Source organism: Alsobacter metallidurans (assembly GCF_014636935.1).
Lineage (GTDB): Bacteria > Pseudomonadota > Alphaproteobacteria > Rhizobiales > Beijerinckiaceae > Alsobacter > Alsobacter metallidurans.
In genome coordinates, this window is the sequence record NZ_BMES01000002.1 from 763,312 (window position 1) to 787,410 (window position 24,099).

Annotated in this window: 20 protein-coding genes; 8 read left to right on the forward strand and 12 right to left on the reverse strand. The window is 68.2% G+C overall.

Features of this window, described 5'->3' with window-relative positions:
- The first annotated feature begins 48 nt into the window (after positions 1-48).
- On the forward strand, positions 49-1,296 hold the full coding sequence (locus IEV99_RS13845; protein WP_188518355.1) for a flavin-dependent oxidoreductase: 1,248 nt from the start codon (positions 49-51) through the stop codon (positions 1,294-1,296).
- 303 nt (positions 1,297-1,599) lie between these two features.
- On the opposite strand, the gene IEV99_RS13850 is transcribed toward IEV99_RS13845, so the two are convergent.
- The 6 genes from IEV99_RS13850 to IEV99_RS13875 form a co-directional block, all read right to left on the reverse strand.
- Entirely contained in the window at positions 1,600-2,058 is a 459-nt protein-coding gene (locus IEV99_RS13850) for a cupin domain-containing protein (protein WP_188518356.1), read from the reverse strand.
- A 19-nt stretch (positions 2,059-2,077) separates the two neighbouring features.
- The gene (locus tag IEV99_RS13855; protein WP_188518357.1) at positions 2,078-2,776 is read right to left on the reverse strand and encodes an ABC transporter ATP-binding protein; all 699 of its coding nucleotides are present in this window, start codon (positions 2,774-2,776) and stop codon (positions 2,078-2,080) included.
- The gene (locus IEV99_RS13860) at positions 2,776-3,528 is read right to left on the reverse strand and encodes an ABC transporter ATP-binding protein (protein WP_188518358.1); all 753 of its coding nucleotides are present in this window, start codon (positions 3,526-3,528) and stop codon (positions 2,776-2,778) included. Before IEV99_RS13860 ends, IEV99_RS13855 begins: the two co-directional genes overlap by 1 nt.
- Positions 3,525-4,520, reverse strand: coding sequence for a branched-chain amino acid ABC transporter permease (locus IEV99_RS13865; RefSeq protein ID WP_188518359.1), 996 nt, complete (start codon positions 4,518-4,520; stop codon positions 3,525-3,527). Before IEV99_RS13865 ends, IEV99_RS13860 begins: the two co-directional genes overlap by 4 nt.
- On the reverse strand, positions 4,517-5,443 hold the full coding sequence (locus IEV99_RS13870) for a branched-chain amino acid ABC transporter permease (protein ID WP_188518360.1): 927 nt from the start codon (positions 5,441-5,443) through the stop codon (positions 4,517-4,519). The genes IEV99_RS13865 and IEV99_RS13870 overlap by 4 nt, the downstream gene beginning before the upstream one ends.
- 393 nt (positions 5,444-5,836) lie before the next feature.
- A complete protein-coding gene (locus IEV99_RS13875) occupies positions 5,837-6,988 on the reverse strand; it encodes an ABC transporter substrate-binding protein (RefSeq protein ID WP_244643965.1) in 1,152 nt (383 codons plus the stop codon).
- Positions 6,989-7,358: 370 nt separating this feature from the next.
- Here IEV99_RS13875 and IEV99_RS13880 point away from each other — a divergent pair, with 370 nt between their 5' ends.
- The 6 genes from IEV99_RS13880 to IEV99_RS13905 are packed head-to-tail and all read left to right on the forward strand — an operon-like array spanning position 7,359 to position 12,757.
- Entirely contained in the window at positions 7,359-8,123 is a 765-nt protein-coding gene (locus IEV99_RS13880) for an SDR family NAD(P)-dependent oxidoreductase (RefSeq protein WP_188518362.1), read from the forward strand.
- An 11-nt stretch (positions 8,124-8,134) separates the two neighbouring features.
- Positions 8,135-8,632: a MarR family winged helix-turn-helix transcriptional regulator gene (locus IEV99_RS13885; RefSeq protein ID WP_188518363.1), complete on the forward strand. Its 498-nt coding sequence runs from the start codon at positions 8,135-8,137 to the stop codon at positions 8,630-8,632.
- Positions 8,629-9,459 (forward strand): enoyl-CoA hydratase family protein, encoded by an 831-nt coding sequence (locus tag IEV99_RS13890; RefSeq protein WP_188518364.1) that lies wholly within the window; start codon positions 8,629-8,631, stop codon positions 9,457-9,459. The genes IEV99_RS13885 and IEV99_RS13890 overlap by 4 nt, the downstream gene beginning before the upstream one ends.
- Before the next feature lies 1 nt (position 9,460).
- Positions 9,461-10,642 (forward strand): acyl-CoA dehydrogenase family protein, encoded by a 1,182-nt coding sequence (locus IEV99_RS13895; protein ID WP_188518365.1) that lies wholly within the window; start codon positions 9,461-9,463, stop codon positions 10,640-10,642.
- Between the two features lie 25 nt (positions 10,643-10,667).
- Positions 10,668-12,311, forward strand: coding sequence for a benzoate-CoA ligase family protein (locus IEV99_RS13900; RefSeq protein ID WP_188518366.1), 1,644 nt, complete (start codon positions 10,668-10,670; stop codon positions 12,309-12,311).
- 5 nt (positions 12,312-12,316) lie between these two features.
- Positions 12,317-12,757, forward strand: a complete 441-nt coding sequence (locus IEV99_RS13905; RefSeq protein ID WP_188518367.1) for a RidA family protein — start codon at positions 12,317-12,319, stop codon at positions 12,755-12,757.
- 25 nt (positions 12,758-12,782) lie between these two features.
- On the opposite strand, the gene IEV99_RS13910 is transcribed toward IEV99_RS13905, so the two are convergent.
- The 4 genes from IEV99_RS13910 to IEV99_RS13925 all read right to left on the reverse strand — a co-directional run bounded on the left by IEV99_RS13910 (position 12,783) and on the right by IEV99_RS13925 (position 17,568).
- Positions 12,783-13,757, reverse strand: coding sequence for an ABC transporter permease (locus IEV99_RS13910; RefSeq protein WP_188518368.1), 975 nt, complete (start codon positions 13,755-13,757; stop codon positions 12,783-12,785).
- A complete protein-coding gene (locus IEV99_RS13915; RefSeq protein WP_188518369.1) occupies positions 13,754-14,806 on the reverse strand; it encodes an ABC transporter permease in 1,053 nt (350 codons plus the stop codon). The genes IEV99_RS13910 and IEV99_RS13915 overlap by 4 nt, the downstream gene beginning before the upstream one ends.
- A complete protein-coding gene (locus tag IEV99_RS13920; RefSeq protein WP_188519666.1) occupies positions 14,803-16,347 on the reverse strand; it encodes a sugar ABC transporter ATP-binding protein in 1,545 nt (514 codons plus the stop codon). The genes IEV99_RS13915 and IEV99_RS13920 overlap by 4 nt, the downstream gene beginning before the upstream one ends.
- Before the next feature lie 90 nt (positions 16,348-16,437).
- The gene (locus tag IEV99_RS13925) at positions 16,438-17,568 is read right to left on the reverse strand and encodes a sugar ABC transporter substrate-binding protein (protein WP_188518370.1); all 1,131 of its coding nucleotides are present in this window, start codon (positions 17,566-17,568) and stop codon (positions 16,438-16,440) included.
- Between the two features lie 510 nt (positions 17,569-18,078).
- Between IEV99_RS13925 and IEV99_RS13930 the strand changes: the two genes are divergently transcribed.
- Positions 18,079-19,041 carry an AraC family transcriptional regulator gene (locus IEV99_RS13930; protein WP_188518371.1) on the forward strand — a complete coding sequence of 321 codons (963 nt, stop codon included), beginning with the start codon at positions 18,079-18,081 and terminating at the stop codon, positions 19,039-19,041.
- Positions 19,042-19,051: 10 nt separating this feature from the next.
- Here IEV99_RS13930 and IEV99_RS13935 read toward each other — a convergent pair whose 3' ends face one another.
- Positions 19,052-20,758, reverse strand: a complete 1,707-nt coding sequence (locus IEV99_RS13935) for a response regulator (protein WP_244643862.1) — start codon at positions 20,756-20,758, stop codon at positions 19,052-19,054.
- A gap of 11 nt (positions 20,759-20,769) precedes the next feature.
- A partial coding sequence (locus tag IEV99_RS23760; protein WP_244643863.1) for a response regulator occupies positions 20,770-24,099 on the reverse strand: 3,330 nt, incomplete at its 5' end.

The window sequence follows — 24,099 nt, forward strand, 5'->3', positions numbered from 1 at the left end:
CCTTGCCGCCAAACCGACTTTGATGCCGCCCTGGGGGGGAAATTCCGCATGCATGTCATCATCGTAGGGGGCGGGATCGGGGGGCTGACGGCCGCCTTGATGCTGCACCGACGGGGGATCAGGGCCACCGTCTTCGAGCAGGCCGGCACGATCCGCGAGGTCGGGGTGGGCATCAACACGCTGCCGCACGCCATCGCGGAGCTGGAGGAGCTGGGCCTCCTGCCGGCGCTGGACGCCGTCGGCATCCGCACCCGCGAACTGCATTACATGAACCGCTATGGCCAGACCGTCTGGCAGGAGCCGCGCGGCGTCTTCGCGGGCTTCAAGGTCCCGCAGTTCTCCATCCATCGCGGTCGGCTGCAGAAGCTCATCCACGACGCCGTGGTGGAGCGTCTCGGCCCCGATTCGGTGCGAACCGGTCGTCGGCTGCTGGGCCTCATCGAGGATGAAGGCGGCGTCACCGCGCACTTCGCCGACAGCCACTACGGCGCCGCCGGCGAGAGCGTGCGGGCCGATGCGCTTGTGGGCGCGGACGGCATCCACTCGGCCGTGCGGGCGCGCTATTTCCCCAACCAGGGTCCGCCGCGCTGGCAGGGCGTACGCATGTGGCGCGGCGCGATCGACTGGCCGAAATTCCTCGATGGCGAGAGCATGATCATCGCCGGCGGCATGCAGGCCAAGCTGGTGCTCTACCCCATCGGCAGGGGCGATCGGCCCGATACGCGCCTCACCAACTGGGTCGTCAACGTGCGCCTCGGCGATCCCGAGAAGCCGCCGCCGAAGGAGACATGGTCCGGCCAGGGCCGGCTGGAGGACGTGCTGCCCTTCGCCCGACGCTTCACCGTGCCGGGCGTGGACATCGAGGGTCTCGTCAAGGCGACGCCGCAGTTCTGGGAATATCCCATGTGCGACCGCGATCCCCTGCCCCGCTGGACCCACGGCCGCGTGACGCTGCTCGGCGACGCCGCGCATCCCATGTACCCGGTCGGCTCCAACGGCGCGAGCCAGGCCATCCTGGACGCGCGCTGCCTCGCCGACAGCCTCGCCAACGCCGACCACCCCCGCCACGCGCTGGCGCTCTACGAAGCCGAGCGCCTGCCCAAGACGGCCGAGATCTGCGCCATGAACCGCCAGGGCGGCCCCGAGCGCGTCATCGACGCCGTGGAGGCGCTGGCGCCCAGCGGCTTCGACGACGTCGAGCGCGTGCTGAGCTACGCGCGGCGCGAGGCGATCGTGAAGAGCTACGCCGGCAAGGCCGGCTTCGCGCTCACACAGGTGAACCGCCGGGCGGGGTGAGGCCACTGCGCCGGGCTTAGCTTGCGCGGTGTGTGAAGCCCTCCCGTCATTGCGAGCCGGAGGCGAAGCAATCCAGCCTAACGGCCCGGCATCAGGCTGGATTGCTTCGCTGTCGCTCGCAATGACGGCAGGGTGTGACGGACGCTGCGACTTACGCGTTCGAGAACCCTCCCCGCGGTCATCCCCGGCGCGCCGAAGGCGCGTGAAGGGGATCCAGGGCCACAAGCCCGAGCCTCAGCCCAGTCTCCTGGATCCCCTTCCCGGCGCTGCGCGCCGCCGGGGATGACGGAGAGAGTGCAATCCTTACGCCCCGTCAGGCGGAGGCGGCAGGAAGTCCACTTCGTGCTTGGCCGCGAGTGCAACCACGTCGCCGGGGTTCTGCTCCGCCATGGAGTGGATTCCCCAGAACAGGTCGTACAGGGGCCCGGTGGGCGACACCCAGAACACGCACTTGGTGGCCGCGTCGGACTTGTTGAAGATGCCGTGCGGCACGCCGCGCGGGAGGCGGATGAGGTCGCCGGGGCCGGCGCCCACTTCCTGGCCGTCGAGCACGAGCTCGAAACGGCCTTCCAGCACATAAATGAACTCGTCCTGGTTGGGGTGGATGTGCGGCGGCACAAAGGTGCCGGGCGGGAACGTCGCGTGCCACGAGAAGGAGCTCTCGGTGAGGTGCTTGGGCACGTAGGTCTGGCCCAGGATGTTCCAGCTGATGCCGTCGATCCCCTGTCCGGCCGGCGTCACGCCTGCGGTCATCGGCTTCATGGTTGCCCTCCCTTGCTTGCTACAGGTGCAGATAGCGATCCTTGACGCTGCTGTCGGCCAGCAGCGCGCCGTTGGAGCCGGACCACACAACATGGCCCTTCTCCAGCACCACGTGCCGGTCGGCGATGCGCGCCAGCGCGTCGATGTGCTTGTCGATCACCAGGATCGACTCGCCCTCGGCCTTGAGGGCCGCGAGGCAGCTCCAGATCTCCTGCCGGATGATGGGCGCCAGCCCCTCGGTCGCCTCGTCGAGGATGATCAGCTTCGGATTGGTCATCAGCGCCCGGCCGATGGCGAGCATCTGCTGCTCGCCACCCGAAAGTTCGTTGCCGCGATTGCCCTTGCGCTCCTCGAGCCGCGGCATGAAGGCGTAGACGCGGGCCAGCGACCAGCGCGCCTTGCCGAAGCGGTCAGCCGCGGTGGCGATGAGATTCTCCTCGACCGTGAGGGTCGGGAACACCTGCCGGCCCTCCGGCACCAGCCCGAGCCCGGCCTGCGCCCGGCGGAACGGCGGCGCGGCCGAAAGGTCCACCCCGTCGAAGCGCACCGAGCCGCCGCGCGGCTTCAGCAGGCCCATGACGGTCAGCACCGTGGTGGTCTTGCCCATGCCGTTGCGGCCGAGCAGCGTGACGACTTCGCCGGCGCCAACGTCGAGATCGACGCCGAACAGCACCTGCGCGTCGCCGTAGCCGGACTGGAGATTGCGGACTTCCAGCATCAGGCGGCCTCGTCGCCGAGATACGCGGCCCTCACGGCCGGATCGACCCGGATCGCGTCGGGGGTCCCGGTCGCGATCACGCTGCCATAGACGAGCACGCTGATGCGATCTGCGAGCGAGAACACCGCTTCCATGTCGTGCTCCACCAGCAGCATGGCGTAGCGCCCCTTGAGGCCGAGCAGCAGCTCGACGATGCGGGCGGATTCCTCGCGCCCGACTCCCGCCATGGGCTCGTCCAGCAAAATGGCCTTGGGCTCCATCGCGAGCGCCATTGCAATTTCCAACACGCGTTTCTCGCCATGCGACAGCATGCCGGCCGGCGCGCCGGCCCGGGCCGAGAGCCCGACGGCCGCGATGGCGGCGCGGGCCTGGGCGTTCAAGGCCTCGTCCGTCGCGGCGCGCCCGAACAGCCGCAGCGCACGGGGCGATCGGGCCTGCGCGGCGAGCGCCACGTTGCCGAGCACGTCAAGCGTCGGGATGATGGAGGTGATCTGGAAGGTGCGCGCCAGACCGGCGCGGGCGCGGGCGGCCGGCGACGCGCCGCTGAGGTCCACGCCGCCGATCAGGATGCGGCCCGCATTGGGCTGCAGCGTGCCGGCGATCTGGTGGATGAGCGTCGTCTTGCCGGCGCCGTTCGGCCCGATCAGCGCGTGCAACTCGCCCGGCGCGACGTCCAGCGACACGTCGTCCGTCACCACGAGCGCGCCGAAGGACTTGCGCAGGCCCTCGATGCGGATCAGCGGCTCGCTCATGCGCGCCCTCCGGTGAGGCGTCGCGCGAGGTCGGCGAGGCCGCCGCGCGTGAACAGCACGAACAGAACGATCAGCACGCCGAAGCCGAGCTTCCAGTGCTCGGAGAAGCCGGACAGCGCCTCCTCCAGCAGCAGAAACGCGGCCGCGCCCAGCACCGCGCCCCAGAGCGAACCGAGCCCGCCGATGATGATCATGAAGATGAGCTCGCCCGAGCGCTGCCAGGCCATGTAGGCCGGGCTGACGAATTCGGCCTGGTTGGCCAGGAGGACGCCCGACAGGCCGGCGAGCATGCCCGAGATCACATAGGCGCCGAGGCGGATGCGAAACACGTCGAAGCCGAAGCTCCCCACGCGGACCGGGTTGTCGCGCGCCCCTTGCAGCGCGCGGCCGAATCGCGAGCCCGCCACGGCCCGGACCAGCAGGTAGGCGGCGACGAGGAAGCCCAGTGACACGTAGAAGAACGTCACCTTGTTGGCGAGGATGGGGAAGCCCGCCACGGTGGAGCGCTCGGGCAGGGTCAGCCCGTCGTCGCCCCCATAGGCATAGAGCGCCTGCGAGAAAAAGAACGCCATCTGGCCGAAAGCCAGCGTGATCATGATGAAGGCGACGCCCTTGGTGCGCAGCGACACGGCGCCGGTGAGAGCCGCAAACACGGCGCTCACCAGGAGGGCGGCTGGAACCACGAGCAGCAGGTCGCCGCGCCCGGCGTCCACCATCACGCCCGCCGTGTAGGCGCCGAGCCCGATAAAGGCCGCGTGGCCAAAGCTCACCAGCCCGCCGACGCCGAGAATCAGATCGAGCGACAACGCCGCGATGCCGAGGATGACGATGCGGTTGATCAGCGACAGCCAATGCGTCTGCCCGGTCGCGATGGCGAGCAGCGGCAACAGCGCGAACAGCGCCAGCATGACCAACGGCGCCGTGGTGGACAGCGCCAACCGCGAACGCGCGCGGGCCGCTGCGGCGGGCGCCGACGTGGCTTCCGCGCTCATGACCGCCCCCGCGCCGGCAGCAGGCCTTCGGGTCGGAAAAACAGCACCACGGCCATCAGGATGTAGATGAACATGGAGGACAGCCCGCCCGCTACGCCCCGCGCCGCAGCCGGCGGCAGGAACAGGCGCAGGAGATCCACCGAGTAGGAGCGGCCCAGCGTGTCGAGCAGGCCGACGATCAGCGCCGCCGCGAAGGCGCCCCGGATGGAGCCGATGCCGCCGATCACGATCACCACGAAAGCCAGGATGAGCACGCTGTCGCCCATGCCGGGCTCGACCGACAGGATGGGGGCCGCCATCGCGCCCGCGAAGCCCGCCAGCATGGCCCCGCAGGCGAACACGATCATGAACAGCCGGTTGATGTCGACGCCCAGCGCCGACACGATCGGGGCGTTGGACGCGCCGGCCCGCACCAGCATGCCGATGCGGGTGCGGTCGATCACGAGCCAGAGCCCCGCCGCCACCGCGAGGCCCGCCGCGATGATGGCGAAGCGGTACACCGGGTAGAGCACGCCGTCGCCCAGCGATACCGAGCCCTGCAGCGCTTCCGGCACGCCGACGCTGATGGGAGCCGCGCCCCAGATCATCTTTACCCCCTCGTTGAGCACGAGGATGAGGCCGAAAGTCGCCAGCACCTGGTCGAGATGACTTCGCCCGTAGAGATGGCGAAAGATCAGCCCCTCCATCACGAGCCCGATCGCCAGCGCGCCCGCGAGGGCCAGCACAAGGCCCAGTGCGAAGCTGCCCGTATAGGCGATCAGCGCGGCCGCCAGATAGGCGCCCACCATGTATTGCACGCCGTGCGCGAGGTTGATGAAGTCCATGACGCCGAACACCAGCGTCAAACCGGCCGCCACCAGAAACAGCAGCAGCCCGAGCTGCAGCCCGTTCAGGATCTGGATGGTGAGGAGGGTGAAGGACATCAGGTGCTCAAAGCTGCGTTTGAAGGTCCGAATAGCCCGCCCTCTATCCACACATCCTGAGGAGCAGGCCCATTTTGGGCCTGCATCCCGAAGGACGGAGGATCTCAGCGGGCGCTACGATTCAGCGAACTGAATCCCCTCGTCCTTCGAGACGCCCGGCTATGCCGGCCTCTCAGGATGAGGGGCGATCGTGCGGCGGCAGAATTTCTCACACCGGCCGCCCCCTTTCCGGCTCCTTCGCCAACGCACTCCTGCGTGGCGCAGCCGCTCCACCGTCAGCTCCGGTGGAGCGCAGCGCCGAGAAGGGGAACCAAAGGATGAGCGCCGCTACCCTGGATCCCCTCGCCTTCCGCCGCTACGCGGCTCCGGCCAGGGGCGACGGCGCTCATCCGCTCACTTCAGCGGGCAGTCCGCGGCGTGGGTGTCGCCGTAGTCGGTGAACACCTTCTCGCCGATCTCGGTCTGGAACTTGCCGTCCGGCCGCTTGGCGACCTTGACGACATAGAAGTCCTGGATCGGGTAGCCGTTGGTGTTGAACTTGAACTTGCCGCGCAGCGAGGTGAAGTCGGCCTTCTTGATGGCCGCCCGCAGCGCCGCCTTGTCCGAGGTGGAGCCCTTGGTGGCCTTCAATGCGCTGTCGATGATCTGCGCGGCGTCATAGGCCTGCATGGCGTAGGACGCCGGCACGGCGTTGTAGGCCGCCTCATAGGCCGCGACGAACTTCTTGTTCTGCGGGTTGTCCATGTTCGGCGCCCAGGTCATGCCGCCGAAGAAGCCGAGCGCGGCGTCCTGCTGGGCCGGCAGCGTCGACTCGTCCACCGTGAAGGCGGAGAAGAACGGCGTCTTGTCGGCGAGCCCGGCCTGCCGGTACTGCTTCACCAGGTTCACGCCCATGCCGCCCGGCATGAAGGCGAAGAACACGTCCGGCTTGGCGGCCGCGATCTTGGCCAGCTCGGCCGAGAAGTCGAGGTTCCCGAGCGGCATGTAGACTTCGTCGACGATCTCGCCCTTGAAGTGCTTCTTGAAGCCGGCCAGCGAATCCTTACCGGCCTGGTAGTTCGGGGCCATGATGTAGGCGCGCTTGTAGCCCTTGTCCTGCGCGTACTTGCCCATCACTTCGTGCGGCTGGTCGTTCTGGTACGACGAGACGAAGAAGTTCTCGTTGCACTGCTTGCCGGCGAAGTTGGACGTGCCCGCGTTGGGCGAGATCAGGATCGTGCCGCTGTCCGTGACGGGCTTGAAGATCGCCTGCAGGATGTTGGAGAACACCGGCCCGACCACGAAGTCGACCTTGTCGCGCTCCAGCAGCGTGCGGACCTTGGTGACCGCCACGTCGGGCTTGAGTTCGTCATCGACGACGATCACCTCGACCGGCCGGCCCCCCATCTTGCCGCCGAGATCCTTGATCGCGAGATTGAACCCGTCGCGAACCTGCCCGCCCAGCGCGGCCTGCGGCCCCGTCAGCACGGTCACGAGGCCGATCTTCAGCGGCTCCTGCGCCAGTGCGCCGGACGCCGAAAGCGCCAGCACGCTGGCCCCAAACATCGACGCCAACACCGTTTTTTGAGCGATACGCCTCATCTGCACAACCCCTCCCCTGTTTCGGGCGCCATGCTAGGACGGCCGCCCACCCGGGCTCCACACATAATTGTTGGCACGACCCAATCCGTCGCGCAAATTATTTTAGGGTTCAAATAATCTGCGGTACTCCCGCTTGGATTTCCCCTCGCCGTCATTGCGAGGAGCGAAGCGACGAAGCCATCCAGGCGGTGGGCGGAAGGCGCGCCATCTGGCCCGGCGTCAGCTGGATTGCTTCGCTGCGCTCGCGATGACGGGAGGTTGACCGACGCCACGCCGCTCTTGCGCTCCCCCGCAGAACAGTTTTAAGCTTAAAGCATCTGGCGCGAGGCACAGCATGGCCGACTGCAGTGGACGCAGAGCGATCGTCACCGGCGGAAGCCGCGGCATCGGCCGGGCGATCGCCCACGCGCTGGCCCGGGCCGGGGCCGACGTCACCATTCTGGGACGCTCGCAGGCGTCGCTGGACGAGGCGGTCGCGGCAGGCGACGCCGCCCGCGGCATTGCGGCCGACGTGGCGGATGCGCCGGCGCTCAGGCAGGCGCTGGAATGCGCCCTGAACGACGGGCCGATCGATATCCTGGTCAACAACGCTGGAACGGCGGCCTCCGGCCCCTTCCTGAAGGACGACGGCGCGGCGCTGGCCGCCATGCTGGCCCAGCACGTCACCGGGCCGGCCGAGGCCATCCGCATGCTGCTGCCCGGCATGGTGGCGGACAAGCGCGGCCGCATCCTCAACATCGCCTCCACGGCGGCGCTGAAGGGCTACGCCTTCATGACCGCCTACGCGGCGGGCAAGCACGCCATGCTGGGCCTCACCCGCGCGCTGGCGCTGGAAACGGCCCGAACGGGCGTGACCGTGAACGCGATCTGCCCCGGCTTCACCGAAACCGACATGGTGCTGAGCGGCATGGCGAATCGGGCCGCGAAGGTCGGCCGCCACGCCGGCGACCTCATGGCCGAGTTCGTGGACGCCAAGCCGATGGGCCGGCTGGTCCAACCCGAGGAGATCGCCGCCGCCGTGCTGTGGCTCGTCTCGGACGCCGCTGCGGCCGTCACCGGCCAGGCCATCGTGATCGATGGCGGCGAAACCATCGCCTGAAAGGCACGCCCATGCTGCTGGACGCTGAAACCAAGGCGCTGGAGGAGCCATCCGCCCACGAGAGCGAGGTGAGGCTCTGGCTGCGCCTGCTCACCTGCGCCAACCTCATCGAGGGCGAGATCCGCTCCAAGCTGCGCGAGCGCTTCGACATCACCCTGCCCCGCTTCGACCTGATGGCGCAGCTGGACCGCGCGCCGGACGGCATGACGCTCTCGGACGTGTCCAAGCGCATGATGGTCTCCAACGGCAACGTCACCCACGTGGTCGACAAGCTGCTGGCGTCCGGCGACGTCGATCGCCGCACCGCCGAGCACGACCGGCGCGTGCAGGTGATCACCCTGACGCCCAAGGGCCGGGCCGAATTTCGCGCCATGGCGGCCGAGCACGCCGACTGGCTGGCGCGCCTCTTCGCCGGCATGGCGGAGAACGACATCAACGACCTCATGCGGCTGCTCGCGAAGGCCAAGGCCTCCGTACGCGCCGGACTGGCCGGGAGCAATGCACGATGAACGCCAACCCGATCACGCTGCCGCTGGGCGGCTACGAGGCCCAACATTTCGGCCTCGAGGTGCGCGGCAAGACCGCCGTCGTGACCCTGAATCGGCCTGAGAAGAAGAACCCGCTCACCTTTGAATCCTATGCGGAATTGTGCGATTTCTTCCGCGCCCTCGGCAAGGACGAGACCGTGAAGGCCGTGGTGGTGACGGGCGCGGGCGGCAACTTCTCGTCCGGCGGCGACGTGCACGAGATCATCGGCCCGCTGGTCGCGATGGACACCGTGCGGCTGCTCAAGTTCACCCGCATGACCGGTGAGCTCGTGAAGGCCATGCGGGCTTGCCCGCAGCCCATCGTGGCCGCCATCGACGGCGTCTGCGCCGGCGCGGGCGCCATCGTCGCCATGGCGTCGGACCTGCGCTACGGCACGGTCCGCGCCAAGGTGGCGTTTCTGTTCAACCGCGTTGGGCTCGCCGGCTGCGACATGGGCGCCTGCGCGATGCTGCCGCGCATCGTCGGCCAGGGCCGCGCCTCCGAGCTGCTCTACACGGGCCGCGCCCTGCCGGGCGACGAGGCCGAGCGCTGGGGCTTCTTCAACCGCCTGCTCGAGCCCGAAACGCTGCTCGACGCCGCGCTCGCGATGGCCGACGAAATCGCGGCCGGCCCCACCTTCGCGCATGCGATGACCAAGCGCATGCTCCACATGGAATGGGCGATGGGCGTCGACGACAGCATCGAGGCCGAGGCCGTCGCGCAGGCGCTGTGCATGCAAACCGAGGACTTCGGCCGCGCCTACCGGGCCTTCGCGGCCAAGCAGAAGCCCGTGTTCGAGGGCGACTGACATGCCCGACCGCTCCTATCTGGACTGGCCCTTTTTCGAGCGTTGCCACGCGGAGCGCGCCGCAAAGCTCGACGCCTGGGCGACGGACGTCCTGCCCGGGCTGGTCGACCACCACGACGTCGACGCCTCCTGTCGCCGCCTCGTGGCCGAGCTCGGCCGCGCCGGCTGGCTGAAGGCGGTGGCACCCGCCGCCTGTGGGGGCGAAGGCGACGGCTACGACGTGCGCAGCCTCTGCGTGTCGCGCGAGACGCTCGGCTACCACGACGGCCTCGCCGACTTCGCCTTCGCGATGCAAGGGCTCGGCTCCGGCCCTATCGCGCTGTTCGGAACGGATAAGCAGAAGCGCCGCTGGCTCCCCGAGGTCTCGGCCGGGCGCGTGATCCCGGCCTTCGCGCTGTCGGAGACCGAGGCCGGCTCGGACGTCGCCGCCATGGCGTGCGCGGCGACGCCGGACGGGCCTGACCACGTGCGGCTCGACGGCGAGAAGACCTGGATCAGCAATGGCGGCATCGCGGACGTCTACGTGGTGTTCGCCCGCACCGGAGAGGCGCCGGGCGCGCGTGGCATCTCGGCCTTCATCGTCCCGGCCGACGCGCCGGGCCTCACAATCGCCGAGCGCATCGACGTGATCGCCCCGCACCCGCTGGCCCGCCTCGCCTTCGAGGGCTGCCGCGTCCCGCTCGCCAACAGGCTCGGCGGCCCTGGCGAGGGCTTCAAGGTCGCGATGGCGACGCTGGACGTGTTCCGCTCCACCGTGGGGGCTGCGGCGCTGGGCTTTGCTCGCCGGGCCCTGGACGAGGCGCTGGACCGCGCCCTCACGCGCAAGCTCTTTGGCGCGCCCATGGCGGACCTGCCACTCGCCCAGGCGTCGCTGGCCGAGATGGCGACCGACGTCGACGCCGCCGCCCTGCTGGTCTACCGCGCCGCCTGGGCGCGCGACGCCGGCGCGCCGCGCATCACCCGCGAAGCCGCCATGGCGAAGATGACCGCCACCGAAAACGCCCAGGCGGTGATCGACAAGGCCGTGCAGCTCTTCGGCGGGCTCGGCGTGAAAAGCGGCACGGTGGTGGAGCGGCTCTACCGCGAGATCCGGGCGCTGCGGATCTACGAAGGCGCCACCGAGGTGCAAAAGCTCATCATCGCCCGCGAGGTGCTGAAAGCCCGCGCGGCGAGCCAGTCCTGAAGGCAGAGGCGCGAGGTTCCCCCCCATGACCCGTTCAGCGCATGTCGACACCTTCACGCGGGAGAACCTGCCCCCGCCGGAGCTGCAGCCGGACTTCCTGTTCACGCTCCCGGAGCTGCAATACCCGGAGCGGCTGAACGCCGTGACGGAGCTGCTCGACAACTGGCTGGCGCAGGGACACGGGGACGCGCCCTGCATCCATGCGCCGGGCGGAACCTGGACCTATGCCGACCTCGCCGAGCGGGTGAACCGCATCGCCAACGTGCTGGTGGGCGACCTCGGTCTCGTGCCGGGAAACCGCGTGCTGCTGCGCTCGGCCAACACGCCGATGCTGGTTGCGGCCTACCTCGCCATCCTGAAGGCGGGCGGCGTCGTGGTCGCCACCATGCCGCTGTTGCGCGCCCGTGAGCTGGCGTATCCGATCGCAAAAGCCAAGGTTTCGCTCGCCCTGTGCGACGCGCGCCTGCTGGCGGATCTCGAAACGGCCCAAGGCCTCGCGCCCGACCTGAAGCGGATCGTCGCCTGGGGCGACGGCGCGCCCTCCTCGCTCGAAAGCCTGATGGCGAAGGCGTCGCCAAGCTTTGCGCCGGTCGACACCGCGGCCGAGGATTGCTGCCTCATCGGCTTCACCTCCGGCACCACGGGCGAGCCGAAGGGCACGATGCACAACCATCGCGACCTGCTGGCGATCTGCGACGCCTATGGCCGGCAGGTGCTGAAGGCCGGCCCGGACGACGTTTTCATCGGCTCGCCGCCGCTGGCCTTCACCTTCGGGCTCGGCGGGCTCGTGCTGTTTCCGCTACGCGCCGGCGCGTCGTCGGTGATCCTCGACAAGGCCGGGCCGGACGAACTCCTCGCCGCCATCGAGCGGTTCCGCGCGACGATCAGCTTCACGGCGCCGACCGCCTACCGGGCCATGCTGGGCAAGCTGGAGGGCCGTGACATCTCCAGCCTGCGCCGCTGCGTCTCGGCCGGCGAGAGCCTGCCGGCCGCAACCTTCGAGGCCTGGCGCAAGGCGACCGGCATCCCGATGATGGACGGCATCGGGGCGACCGAGATGCTGCACATCTTCATCGCCGCCCCCTTTGAGCAGGTTCGCGCCGGCGCGACCGGCACGGTGGTGCCCGGCTACGAGGCCCGCATCATCGACGACGAGAGCCGCGAGGTCGCGCGCGGGACCCCCGGCCGCCTCGCGGTGCGAGGACCGACCGGCTGCCGCTACCTCGCGGACGAGCGCCAGCGCAACTACGTGAAGAACGGCTGGAACGTGACCGGCGACACCTTCCTGCAGACTCAGGACGGCTACTTCGTCTACCAGGCCCGAACGGACGACATGATCATCTCGTCCGGCTACAACATCGCCGGTCCGGAGGTCGAGGCCTCGCTGCTGGCGCATCCCGCCGTGGCGGAGTGCGGCGTGGTCGGCGCGCCGGATGAGGAGCGCGGCATGGTGGTGCGCGCCTATGTGGTGCTGCGCGAGGGCGTGCAGGCCGGGCCGGACATGGTCAAGGAGCTGCAGGATTTCGTGAAGCGTGACATCGCGCCCTACAAGTACCCGCGCTCGATCCTCTTCGTGGAGCGCCTGCCGCGCACTGAAACCGGCAAGCTCCAGCGCTTCGCCCTGCGTCAGGTCGCGTTGGCGGCCGACCCCGTTCCCCTGTCCGCGTGACCATCATGACCGACATCAGCCCGGCGCTTGAAGCCGCTCCCCTCCCTGACGCCTCCCGGCGCGACCTGCTGCCGGAGGGCTGGCCCCGTCCGCGCGGCTACAGCAACGGCGTGCTGGCGCGCGGCGCGCTGCTGGTCACGGGCGGCGTGGTCGGCTGGGACGCGCAGGAGCGCTTCCCGGACGGCCTGGTCGCGCAGGTGCGCCAGTGCCTGGACAACATCCGCGCCATCCTGGCCAGCGGCGGCGCTGAACCCCGGCATCTCGTCCGGCTGACCTGGTACGTGACAAACATCGCCGACTACCAGGCGAACCTCAAGCCGATCGGCGCGGCGTACCGCGACGTGCTGGGCGCCAATTACCCTGCCATGGCGCTCGTCCAGGTGGTGCGCCTGGTGGAGCAAAGCGCTTTGGTGGAAATAGAGGCGACGGCGGTGTTGCCGGACTGAGAGGCGTTCTGGAGAGCGCAAGCCATCACCCTTGGTGGACGCGCCCGCTGCGGTAGGCCAGCAGCATGGTGATGATCACCGCACCGTAGATGATCTGGCGGCCAGCCTCGGGCATCTGCATGATCGACAGGACGCTGTTCAGCAGAACGATCAGCACCACGCCCACCACTGTGCCGGCGTAGCGGCCGCTGCCGCCCAGGATGTTGGCGCCGCCGATCACCACGGCCGCGATGGCGGGAAGGACGTAGGCGTCGCCCATGCCCTGGTAGGCCTTGGTGGAGTAGCCGGCGAGCAGCACGCCCGCGAGGCCCGCCAACATGCCGCAGGCCGCGAAGGCCGCCACGATCACGCCGCGGGTGCGCATGCCGGCCAGGTAGGCGGCCGCCTCGCGGTTGCCGATGGCGTAGATGGTGCGGCCGAACACAGTGCGTTTCAGCACCACCGCGATGACGATCGACACGCCAACCCAGACGAAGATCGCCATCGGAATGCCGCCGACCCGGCCCGCCGCCAGGAAGCGCATCAGGTCGGTCGCGGCCGTCTGCGGCGCGAAGCCGCCGGTGTGCGCCACCATGAGGCCGCGCATCACGGCGTTCACCGCGAGCGTGAAAATCATCGACGGCACGCGCAGATAGGCGACGCCGAGCCCGTTCACGAGGCCGACCGCCAGCCCCACCGCGAGCCCGGTCGGGATCGCCCAGGGGCCGCCGACCGTCGTGGCCATCATGGCGGAGGCCGCCAGCGTCCACGCGACCGAGAGATCGATGTGCCCGATCAGGATCACCAGCATCATGCCGGCCGCCACGATGCCCAGAAAGGCGCCGATCTGGAGCTGCTGCAGCAGGTAGTTCGGCGACAGCAGCGTCATGGTGCCGGCGGTCACCAGCGTGTAGGCGGTGCCGATCACCAAAAGGAGGATGATGAAGGCCGACGCGATCACGATCGGCTTGTCGTCCGGCCCGAGCGCGAAACGGGCGGGCTTCTCCAGCGCGGCGCTCATCGAAACAGCTCCAGCCGGTTCTTGACCTGCAGCACCCGCAGGCCGCCGAGGCTCACGGCCGCCAGCAGGATCAGCCCCTCCACCAGGGACTGCATCAGCGGCGGGATGTCGAAGATCCGGAAATTGAACGAGATCACCCGCAGGATCAGCGCGCCGAACACCGAGCCAACCGCCGAGCCGGAGCCGCCCAGCAGCGAGGTGCCGCCCAGCACCACGGCCGCGATGGAGTTGAGCGTGTAGGCGCTCGCCTGCGGCAGGTCGGCGTTGCCGGAGGAGGTCTGGATGGCGAGAAACAGCCCGCCCAGCGCCGCGAAGACGCCAGACAGCGTGAAGGCCGCGATCTTGGCCCGGTCCACCGGCAGGCCGGACATGAAGGCCGCGCCTTCCGCCGAGCCCACCGCGTAGATGGTGCGCCCGATCACGGTGCGGCGAAACGGAACCCAGATCAGCAGGATCACGAGAACCAGCAGCACCAGCGCGGCCGGGATCCAGGCGATCGGCTGGAACCACGCCGCCTTGCCGCCGTCGAACAGCCCGTAGGTTTCGGCGAAATCCGAAAGGCTGTTGGTGAGCGCCCAGGACAGGTCCTCGTCGACCTTGCCGCCGGGCTTGGGACGGAGAAACAGCGCGATGCCGATCGCGATCGCGCCTGTCGCCAGGGTGGTGATGATGGGCTGGATGCGCCCGTACACGACGATGCAGCCATTGGCGAAGCCGAATGCCGCGCCGGCCGCGATGCAGGTGACGATGCCGAAGGCGATCTGCAGCGGCGAGCCGATCACGAGGTGGCTGGCGAGGCAGTTGACCATCGTCATCACGGCCCCGACCGAAAGGTCGAGCCCGCCCATCAGCACCGGGATGGTCTGCGCCATCGCGACCATGGCCAGCGCGATAGCCTCGTCGGCGTTCTGCACCAGGACGGGAGTGGAGAACCCCTTGGGATGGAAGATGTTGTAGAATAGGTAGAACGCCAGGAAGAGCGCAATGGCGCTGGCGAGCCCGGTGTTCTGGCGCAGGCGGATCAGCCAGTCGGCCGTAGGTCGGCTCATGAAGCATGCTCCAGCGCTGGCGTTGAGGCCGTGTCGATGTTCAGCGCGCTGGCGATCAGGGCCTGCTCGGTGATGGCGTCGCCCTCCAGCTCGACCCGGATCGCGCCGTCATACATCACGGCCACGCGGTCGCAGCAGCCGATGAGCTCGTCGTAGTCGGTCGAGTAGAACAGGATCGCCGCCCCGGCGTCGGCCAGCACGCGCAGAAGGCCGTAGATCTCCTGCTTGGTGCCGACGTCGATGCCGCGCGTCGGGTCGTTCAGCAGGATAATGCGCGGCTTGGTCATCAGCCACTTGGCGATCACGACCTTCTGCTGGTTGCCGCCCGACAGCGTCGCGACCGGGTCGGCCGGGCTGCCGATCTTGATCTGCAGCTGCCGGATCGCCTCCGCGACGGCCACATCCTGTTTGCCTGGGTCGATGAACGGGCCGGACGACAACGCGTCCAGCGACGCCGAGCACAGGTTCTCGGCGATCGACATGGGCAGCATCAGCCCTTCGGTCTTGCGGTCCTCGGGGATCAGCGCGATGCGCCGACCCGGGCCTTTCGCATCCACCGGCGAGGATGGCAGCGCCGGCTTGCCGTCGATCAGCATGTCGCCCGATACGCCCTTCAGCACCCCAAACAGCGCCAGCAGCAACTCCTTCTGCCCCTGCCCGTCGAGGCCGCCGAGCCCAACGATCTCGCCCATGCCGAGGCTCAGGTCGACGTCGCGCAGGCGGTTCTCCCAGGAGAGCTTCCGGACCTCCAGCAGCGGCGCCGGCCGGGGCCGCGTGACGCGCGTCGGATACTGCGCGCTGATCTCGCGGCCGATCATCAGCTCGACGATCTCGCCATGGCTGCGCGCGCCCATCGGAAAGGTCTCGATGTGGCGGCCATTGCGAAACACGGAGGCGCGATCCGCCAAGGCCTCGATCTCGTGCATGCGATGCGAGATGTAGAGGATCGAGAGGCCGTCCTCGCGCAGGCGTTTCAGCACCTCGTAGATCACCGTCACGTCCGCGTTGGTGAGCGCGGAGGTCGCTTCGTCGAGGATCAGCAAGCGCGGCCGCTTGCCGAGCGCCTTGGCGATCTCCACCATCTGACGGCGGGACAACGGCAGGTCGCGCACGCGAAGCAGCGGGTTCACGTCCTCGCAGCCGATGCTGGCGAGCAGTTCCTCGGCCCGGCGGCGCTGGGCACGCGCGTCGATGAGGCCCATCCGGGTCGGCGGCCCGGCGATCGAGATGTTGTCCGCGACCGACAGGTCGGGCATCAGCGACAATTCCTGGAACACACAGACGACGCCGGCCGCGTTGGCGGCGGCCGGATTGGAAAAGCGAACGTCCTGCCCATCGAGGCGCATCGATCCCGAGTCGGGCTGCACCACCCCTGAGACGATCTTGATCAGCGTCGACTTGCCGGCGCCGTTCTCGCCCAGGATGGCGTGGATGCTGCCGGCCGAGCACGCAAAGTCGACGCCCTCCAGCGCCCGCACGCCGCCATAGCGCTTCGACGTCTGCGAGAGTTCGAGCAAAGGACGGGCGTCCCGGTCGATCATGGCCTGGTCGATCTCACGCAAGGTGGATGGGTAGCGTCGGCGGCGCCGTCGAACACGGGCGGCCTGGGTCGCCCCAGGCCGCCAAACGCGTCAGTTGGTGGTGTTCTTCTCGTCCTTTGCCATGATCTCGGTGGCCGTGATGTTGACGTTGCACGGCTTGAACTCGTTCACGGTGAAGAAATTGTCCGTGAGGTTCGACCAGTAGTTGGCGCCGTCCTTCATCTCGTCATAGCGCGCCTGCGGGATCGGCACCGAGATGAGCTGCGGCATCGGGTTGCCCTCCAGCGCCGAGAGCGCCGCCTTGGTGGCGATGGCGACGAGGCCGGGCGACTGGCCGACCGACAGGCCCTTGAGGCCGTCCTTGCCGTACTGCGCCAGCAGCTTGCGGAAGCCGTTCTCGGACTCGCCCGCGATCGGCACCCACGGGTGCTTGGCGTCCTGCATGGCGCGTGTCACGCCCGTGGAGCCGCCCTGCACGATGATACCGTCGAACTTGCCATGCGCCGCGATGGCGTCGGCCGTCACCTTCTGGGCCGTGCCGTCGTCCCAGTTGCCCACCACTTCGATGATCTCGAAATTGGCGCCGTTCTTCATCACTTCCTGGAAGCCGATATGGCGGTCGCGATCCACCGAGTTGCCGGGCAGGCCGCGCACTTCGAGGATCTTGCCGCTCTTCTTGTCGCCGAGCTGCTCGCGCAGCCAGCGGCCGTAGATCTTGCCCATTTCGAGCTGGTCTTCGTTGACCATCATCACCTTGTCGGTGTCGAGCACGTTGTCGAACGGCACGACCACGACGTTGTTCTTGTCGGCGAGGCGGATCACCCTGTCGAAGCCTTCCGGCGACACCGCGATGGTGACGATCGCGTCGTAGCCCTGGTTGATGAAGTCCTCCATCGCGCCGAGCTGGGCGGCGACGTCCGTGCCGGTCGAGATGACCTTGAATTCCTTGATCTTCTCCTTGACGCCAGGCTGCTCCGCATAGGCCTTGGCGGTCTTGATCATCTGGATGCGCCAGGTGTTGCCCACGAAGCCGTTGACCACCGCGATGCGGTACGGACCAGGCTTTTTGTCCCACTGGAGATACTTGGTCTTCTCGTTCCAGGGCTTGAAGCACTGCGGATCGGCGCCGGGGCCGGACACGGTCTTAGGGCCGGCGAGAACCGCCACGGACGAAAGAAGAAGGCCGGCGAACGCGACGCCGGCGATGCGTGAAGCATGCATTGTAAGCCTCCCAGATGGCGTCTTTTGTCGGTCTAGATGCCCATCGAGGAGCATTCCGCCATTCGCCAAGCCCGAGCATGGAACAAGCCGGCGCGGGTGGCAATCCCTGAGGTACGATCCTCAGGACTGTGTTTGCGCTGAAAGCCGGGCGGCGGTCGAAATGCAAACGAGCGGTGGCGAAGGGGCTTCGCGCAACCGCTCTGTCTTCACGAAAAGGTCCCGACGGGCTCCTTGGCCGGGGCCCGCCTCGTACTCTCATGGGTGGGAGCGCCTGACCCATACGAGGCGGTCGGAAGCCCGGAAAACCGAGCTTCAGCGCAACGTTGCCAAGCGCGATGGGCCGCCGCTATCCCCAAGACGCAGCATGCTCCCGAAAGCGCAGGAAGCGGATGATTTCGGCCGCGCCGCGCCACGCGGCGCGCGATGTGTGATCCACCGTGAGGGGAACCGCGTATTGCAAAGCTCAGGTTGTACGATCACATTTGTGCAACCTCTGCGAGGTGAACACGCATGGCGCCGAGCCCTTGGCCGGAGATTATGCTGCGCGACGTGGACTACCGCGACCCGGATGAGGCGCGCGAGGCGCTGCAGCTGCGAACGAGCCGGGTGAGCCGGATCACGGCCCTCAATCGCCAGTTCAAGCTGCGCTACCGCTCGGTGGAGATCGCCGGGCTGCACGTTTCCCGCACGTGGGAGACCAGCGCCGAGTTCAGCATCAACGGGCAGGTCGTGCCCGTGATGTTCTTTCCCGCCTCGGGTGGAACCGTGCTGACCACCCGCGGCGGCGAACAGCGCTTCACGACCGCATCGGTGGGAGGCTTCACGGTCGCGGAGGAAGCCCGGTTTTCACCGGCCAAGGGCTACAGCGAGATCGTGCTGCGGCTGGACCGGAGCGCGCTGCGCGACGCCATGGACCTTCTGGACATCGATGTCGACGTTGACGCGGCGCTTCGGGTAGCGGCGCTCAGGTCGGATCTCGCCGGCCTCGACAGGCTGCGCGCCAAGGTGTTCGGGTTCTTCGACGATTGCACCACGGAGCCGGAGCCGTTCCGGTCGCGCAACGCCCGCCTTCAGCAGCAGGCGATCACGCTTCGCGCCGCGTCGCTGCTCTCGGTGGCCTTGGGGCTGAACGAACCGGCGGACCACGGCTCCCATCCGGCGCTGGGCCGAGCGATCGAATTCATCAGGACGCGGCTGAACGACGACATCGGCTTCCGGGACATCGCACTGGCGTCAGGCGTGAGCCTTCGCTTGCTGCAGGCGCTGTTCAGGCGCGATCTCGGCTGCACGCCGGGCCAGTTCATCCGGACAGAGCGGCTGCGGCATGCGCGGACGCTGCTGGACACGGGCGCCGCCGCGTCCGTCACCCAGGCCGCGCTGGACAGCGGGTTCAGCCATCTCGGGAAGTTCAGCGCCGCCTATCGGCAGAGCTTCGGCGAAACTCCTTCGCAAACGCTGCGTCGCTGGTCCTGAGGGGAACGTCTCAGCGTCCGGCCGGTATTGAAGGCCGAGCCGGCTGCGCCGCAAGGGCCTTCGAGATCGCAGCTGCGAGCTCGTCCTGATTGAACGGCTTGGCGAGGCGGATCGCATCCGTCGGACCTGGCCCTGTCGGGAGCTCGGCGTAGCCGCTCGCCAGGATGGCCCTCACGGAGGGATAAAGTTCATTCACATGGAGCAGCAGTTCGGCCCCGCTCATGCCCGGCATCGCGTGGTCGGTCAGCAGCAGTTCGACGCCGGCATTGGTTTTCAGCAGGTCGAGCGCCACGGCGGCCGAGTCGGCCTCGATCACGGTGTGCCCCAGGTCCTCGATCATCGCGCAGGTTCCGGTCCGCACCAGAGCATCGTCGTCCACCACCAGAACGAGCCGCGTCGTCGTGGCCGGCGCCGGCGTTTCCCTGAACGGAAGCGGATTCGGCCGGGCCGCCAGCCCGTCCCGCGACGCCACGGGCAGCACGAGGTGAACGGTGGTGCCTTCACCGGGCTTGCTCGACAGGCGCAGGGCTCCGCCCGACTGCGCCGTCATCCCGTGCACCATGGAAAGGCCGAGCCCGGTGCCTTTGCCCGGCCCCTTGGTCGTGAAGAAGGGTTCGGCCGCCTTGGCCAGCGTCGCCTCGTCCATGCCCAGCCCCGTGTCCCTCACGGTGACGCAAAGGTATTCGCCCGGGGCGAGGCCGTCATGGGTCGGCGTTTCGATCTGGAAACGCTCCGCCGAGATATGTAAGACGCCGCCGTCCGGCATGGCGTCCCGGGCGTTGACGGCCAGGTTGAGAAACGCGAGTTCGAGCTGGTTGACGTCGACCTGGATGGGCGGGAGATCAGGCTCGAAGACCGCCTCGATGGCGACCGCCGGACCCACCGCACGCCGCAAAAGGTCTTCCATGCCGCCAAACAGAGCCTCGATGGCGACGCTCTCGGGTTTCAGCTCCTGCCGCCTGGCGAAAGCCAGGAGACGCTTTGTCAGCGCGGCGCCGCGCTGGGCCCCCTCCGTGGCGTTGTCCAGCAGCCGCAGGGACCGCTCCTCCGTCACGCGTTTGCGCAACAGTTCAAGGCTTCCCAACACGGCCATGAGAAGATTGTTGAAGTCGTGCGCCACGCCGCCGGTGAGCTGGCCGATGGTGTCCATCTTCTGCGCTTCGAACAACTGTGCGAGAGCAGCTTCGCGCTCGCGGGTGCGCTCCTCGATGCGGACTTCGAGTTCCTCGTTCAAACGCGTGAGCGCCTGGCTCGACGCTTCCAGCGCAGCCGTGCGCTCTGACACGCGCCGCTCCAGTTCCTCGTTCATGCGCTCGAGCTGGCGCGTCTTCCGGTAAAGATCGACGAAGATCCGCACCTTCGCGCGCAGCATCTCGGGCGCGACCGGCACCGGGACGTAATCGACCGCGCCCGCCGCATAGCCGCGCAGCCGGTCGAGGTCGGTCAGGTGGATCGCCGAGACGAAGATGATGGCGATCTTCTCGAACCGCGGATGCTCCCGGATCAACGCCGCGAGCTCGAAACCGTCAAGCTCGGGCATCTGCACGTCCATAAGCACCACCGCGACATCGCTGCGCAGCAGGTGCTCGAACGCTTCGCGCGCGGTGGACGCTTTCAGGAGCGTTTCGCCGAGATCTTCCAGGATGACCTCGTAGCTGAGCAGCTTTGCCGGCTGGTCGTCCACGAGGAGGATGTTGACCTTGTCCTGATCGCTCACGCTGGTTTGACTCACCGGTGCAGCCACATGCGCAGCGCCGAGAGGAGCTGCTCCGTGTTGACGGGCTTGGCCAGGTAATCGGACGCGCCGGCTTCCAGGCATTTTTCGCGATCGCCCTTCATCGCCTTTGCGGTCAGGGCGATCATCGGCAAGCGCCTGTGGGCCGGGTTGGCCCGGATCACCTGCATGGTCTCGTAGCCGTCCATCCCGGGCATCATGATGTCCATCAGCACGATGGCGAGCTCGGGGGTCTGCTCGATCACCTGGATCGCCTCGCTGCCCGTGGTCGCCGTCAGGACCTTCATGCCGCGCCGCTCCAGAACGCTGCTGAGCGCGAAGATGTTGCGGGCGTCGTCGTCCACCAGCAGCACGCTGCGGCCGACGAGATCCTCGTCGGAGCTATGGAGGCGCTCCAGCATGCGCTGCTTCGGCGGGGGCAACTGCGTCACCACCCGATGGAGAAACAGCGCAGTCTCGTCGAGCAGGCGCTCGGGCGACTCGACGCCCTTCACGACGACGCTGCGCGCCATGGTGTGCAGCTGCGCGTCCTCCTCGGGCGACAACTCCCGCCCGGTGAACACCACCACCGGCGTATCCGCCAGCTTGGCGTCGTCACGAATGCGTTCGAGCACCTCGAAGCCGGAGATGTCCGGCAGCTTCAGGTCGAGCACGATGCAGTCCACCGGCTGCTCGCGGAGCTGCGCCAGGGCCCCCTCCCCGGTGTCGGCGGTCAGGATCTCGACGTCGTCATGCCCGAGCAGTTCGCGCAGCCCGAGTTGCTCAGCCGGGTTGTCCTCGATCACCAGGAGCCGCTTGCGCCGCGGCCCGACCACGCCCTTGAGGCGGTTCAGCGCCGCCTCAAGCCCCTCGATGGTGGTGGGCTTGTTCATGAACGCGAAGGCGCCGCGAGCCAGCCCGTGCTGTTTGTCCTCGTCGAGCGTGACGATCTGCACCGGGATGTGGCGCGTGTTCGGATCGCGCTTGAGCTGGCTCAGCACGGTCCAGCCGAGCATGTCGGGCAGGAAGACGTCGAGCGACACAGCGCTGGGCTGGTACTGGCGCGCGAGCGCGAGCGCGTCCGCGCCCCTGAGCGCGACCAGCACCTTGAAGCCGTTGTCGCGCGCCAGGTCGGCGACCACGCGGGCATAATGCGGGTCGTCTTCCACCACCAGGAGAACGAGGTCGCCCGGGTGGATCGCGGCGCGGTCATCCGTCAAGGTTTCGGCCGGGACCTCGGTGAGGCGCTGCGCCGACGCCGGGCGCGGGCTGGCGTAGCCCGGGCCCGGGCCGAGGTCTCGCTGCGGCAGGCCGGCGGACTGGCCGCCCACGTAGGTCAGCGGGAGGTAGAGCACGAAGGTGCTCCCCAGTCCGGGCTGGCTTCGCAGCTGGATTTCGCCGCCGAGCAGGTTGGCGAGCTCGCGGCTGATCGCGAGGCCGAGCCCGGTGCCGCCGTATTTGCGGCTTGTGCCCGCGTCGGCCTGCTGGAAGGCCTCGAAAATGATCTTCTGCTTCTCGGGCGGAATCCCGATGCCGGTGTCTGACACCTCGAAGGCGACCACGGACGGGGCGTTCCGCAGCATCGGGTGCTCCGGGTTCCAGCCGCTCGCGGCCGGCCGCACCGTAAGCCGCACGCCGCCCTTCTCGGTGAACTTGAAGGCGTTGGACAGAAGGTTCTTCAGCACCTGCTGCAGGCGCTTGGAGTCCGTGATGATGCTGCGCTCCAGATGCGGGTCGAGATCCACGTCGAAGCTCAGCTTGCGGCTGTCCGCCTCGTGCCGGAACGGCCGAGCCATCATGTCGAGCAGGTTGGAGAAGACGATCTCCTCGGCGTCCACCGACACCGTCCCAGACTCGATCTTTGACAGGTCCAGGATGTCGCTGATGAGGTTCAGCAGGTCCGTGCCGGCGCCGTGGATGGTGCGGGCGAACTCCACCTGCTTGCCGGTGAGATTGCCGTCCGGGTTCTCGGTCAGCTGCTGGCCGAGGATCAGGATGCTGTTCAGCGGCGTCCGCAGCTCGTGAGACATGTTCGCCAGGAACTCGGACTTGTACTTGGAGGTGAGCGCCAGCTCGGCTGCCTTCTCCTCCAGGGCGCGGCGGGCCTGCTCGATCTCCTGGTTCTTGGCTTCCACCTCGACGTTGCGCTCGGCCAGCTGCTGGGCCTTCTGCTCCAGCTGCTCGTTGGTCTGCTGCAGCTCCTTCTGCTGGGTCTGGAGCTCGGCCGCGAGCTGCTGCGACTGGGTCAGCAGCCCTTCGGTCTGCATCGTAGCCTCGATCGAGTTCAGCACGATGCCGATGCTCGTCGTGAGCTGGTCCAGGAAGGACATCTGCAGGTCGGTGAAGTGATTGAGCGAGGCGAGCTCGATCACGGCCTTGACCTGCCCTTCGAACAGCACCGGCAACACGATGGCGTTCTGCGGCGTGGCCTTGAACAGGCCGGACGTGATCGGGACGACGTTGGACGGCAACTCGGTGATCACGAACCGCCGCGCATCCAGGGCGCACTGCCCGATGAGCCCTTCGCCAAGCCGCAGCCGCTTCGGGTGCCCGGATTCGGCGGCGTCCGCATAGGCGTGGAGGAGGCTCAGCCCGCCCTCGTCGACCTGGTAGATGACGCCGTGCTGGGCCTCCACGAGGGGCGCCAGCTCCGACAGCAGCATGCGGCCCACATTGGACAGGTCGCGCTGGCCCTGCAGCATGTTGGTGAAGCGGGCGAGGTTCGTCTTCAGCCAGTCCTGCTCGGTGTTGCGGTCCGTCGTGAGACGGAGGTTGCCGATCATCGTGTTGATGTTGTCCTTCAGCTCTGCCACCTCGCCGCGCGCCTCGACCTGGATCGAGCGCGTCAGGTCGCCCTTGGTCACCGCCGTGGCGACCTCCGCGATGGCGCGCACCTGCGTGGTGAGGTTGGCGGCGAGCAGGTTCACGTTGCCGGTCAGATCCTTCCAGGTGCCGGCCGCGCCGGGCACGTGCGCCTGGCCGCCGAGTCGCCCTTCCACGCCCACCTCGCGCGCCACCGACGTCACCTGGTCGGCGAAGGTCGCCAGCGTGTCCGTCATATTGTTGATGGTCTCGGCCAGGGCCGCGACCTCGCCCTTTGACGCCACCGTGAGGTTCTGCTTCAGGTCGCCGTCCGCCACCGCGGTCACGACCTTGACGATGCCGCGCACCTGCTCGGTGAGGTTGGCGGCCATCACGTTCACGGTGTCGGTGAGGTCCTTCCAGGTTCCGGCGACGCCCGGCACCTGCGCCTGGCCGCCGAGCTTGCCCTCGGTGCCCACCTCGCGCGCCACGCGCGTCACCTCGCCCGCAAAGGCGTTGAGCTGGTCCACCATCGTGTTGAT

What these genes read in the sequence shown, in the direction of transcription:
- IEV99_RS13845 (WP_188518355.1), top strand. Translation starts at nt 49, where the DNA reads ATGCATGTCATCATCGTAGGGGGCGGGATCGGGGGGCTGACGGCCGCC.
- IEV99_RS13850 (WP_188518356.1), bottom strand. Translation starts at nt 2,058, where the DNA reads ATGAAGCCGATGACCGCAGGCGTGACGCCGGCCGGACAGGGGATCGAC.
- IEV99_RS13855 (WP_188518357.1), bottom strand. Translation starts at nt 2,776, where the DNA reads ATGCTGGAAGTCCGCAATCTCCAGTCCGGCTACGGCGACGCGCAGGTG.
- IEV99_RS13860 (WP_188518358.1), bottom strand. Translation starts at nt 3,528, where the DNA reads ATGAGCGAGCCGCTGATCCGCATCGAGGGCCTGCGCAAGTCCTTCGGC.
- IEV99_RS13865 (WP_188518359.1), bottom strand. Translation starts at nt 4,520, where the DNA reads ATGAGCGCGGAAGCCACGTCGGCGCCCGCCGCAGCGGCCCGCGCGCGT.
- IEV99_RS13870 (WP_188518360.1), bottom strand. Translation starts at nt 5,443, where the DNA reads ATGTCCTTCACCCTCCTCACCATCCAGATCCTGAACGGGCTGCAGCTC.
- IEV99_RS13875 (WP_244643965.1), bottom strand. Translation starts at nt 6,988, where the DNA reads ATGTTTGGGGCCAGCGTGCTGGCGCTTTCGGCGTCCGGCGCACTGGCG.
- IEV99_RS13880 (WP_188518362.1), top strand. Translation starts at nt 7,359, where the DNA reads ATGGCCGACTGCAGTGGACGCAGAGCGATCGTCACCGGCGGAAGCCGC.
- IEV99_RS13885 (WP_188518363.1), top strand. Translation starts at nt 8,135, where the DNA reads ATGCTGCTGGACGCTGAAACCAAGGCGCTGGAGGAGCCATCCGCCCAC.
- IEV99_RS13890 (WP_188518364.1), top strand. Translation starts at nt 8,629, where the DNA reads ATGAACGCCAACCCGATCACGCTGCCGCTGGGCGGCTACGAGGCCCAA.
- IEV99_RS13895 (WP_188518365.1), top strand. Translation starts at nt 9,461, where the DNA reads ATGCCCGACCGCTCCTATCTGGACTGGCCCTTTTTCGAGCGTTGCCAC.
- IEV99_RS13900 (WP_188518366.1), top strand. Translation starts at nt 10,668, where the DNA reads ATGACCCGTTCAGCGCATGTCGACACCTTCACGCGGGAGAACCTGCCC.
- IEV99_RS13905 (WP_188518367.1), top strand. Translation starts at nt 12,317, where the DNA reads ATGACCGACATCAGCCCGGCGCTTGAAGCCGCTCCCCTCCCTGACGCC.
- IEV99_RS13910 (WP_188518368.1), bottom strand. Translation starts at nt 13,757, where the DNA reads ATGAGCGCCGCGCTGGAGAAGCCCGCCCGTTTCGCGCTCGGGCCGGAC.
- IEV99_RS13915 (WP_188518369.1), bottom strand. Translation starts at nt 14,806, where the DNA reads ATGAGCCGACCTACGGCCGACTGGCTGATCCGCCTGCGCCAGAACACC.
- IEV99_RS13920 (WP_188519666.1), bottom strand. Translation starts at nt 16,347, where the DNA reads ATGATCGACCGGGACGCCCGTCCTTTGCTCGAACTCTCGCAGACGTCG.
- IEV99_RS13925 (WP_188518370.1), bottom strand. Translation starts at nt 17,568, where the DNA reads ATGCATGCTTCACGCATCGCCGGCGTCGCGTTCGCCGGCCTTCTTCTT.
- IEV99_RS13930 (WP_188518371.1), top strand. Translation starts at nt 18,079, where the DNA reads ATGGCGCCGAGCCCTTGGCCGGAGATTATGCTGCGCGACGTGGACTAC.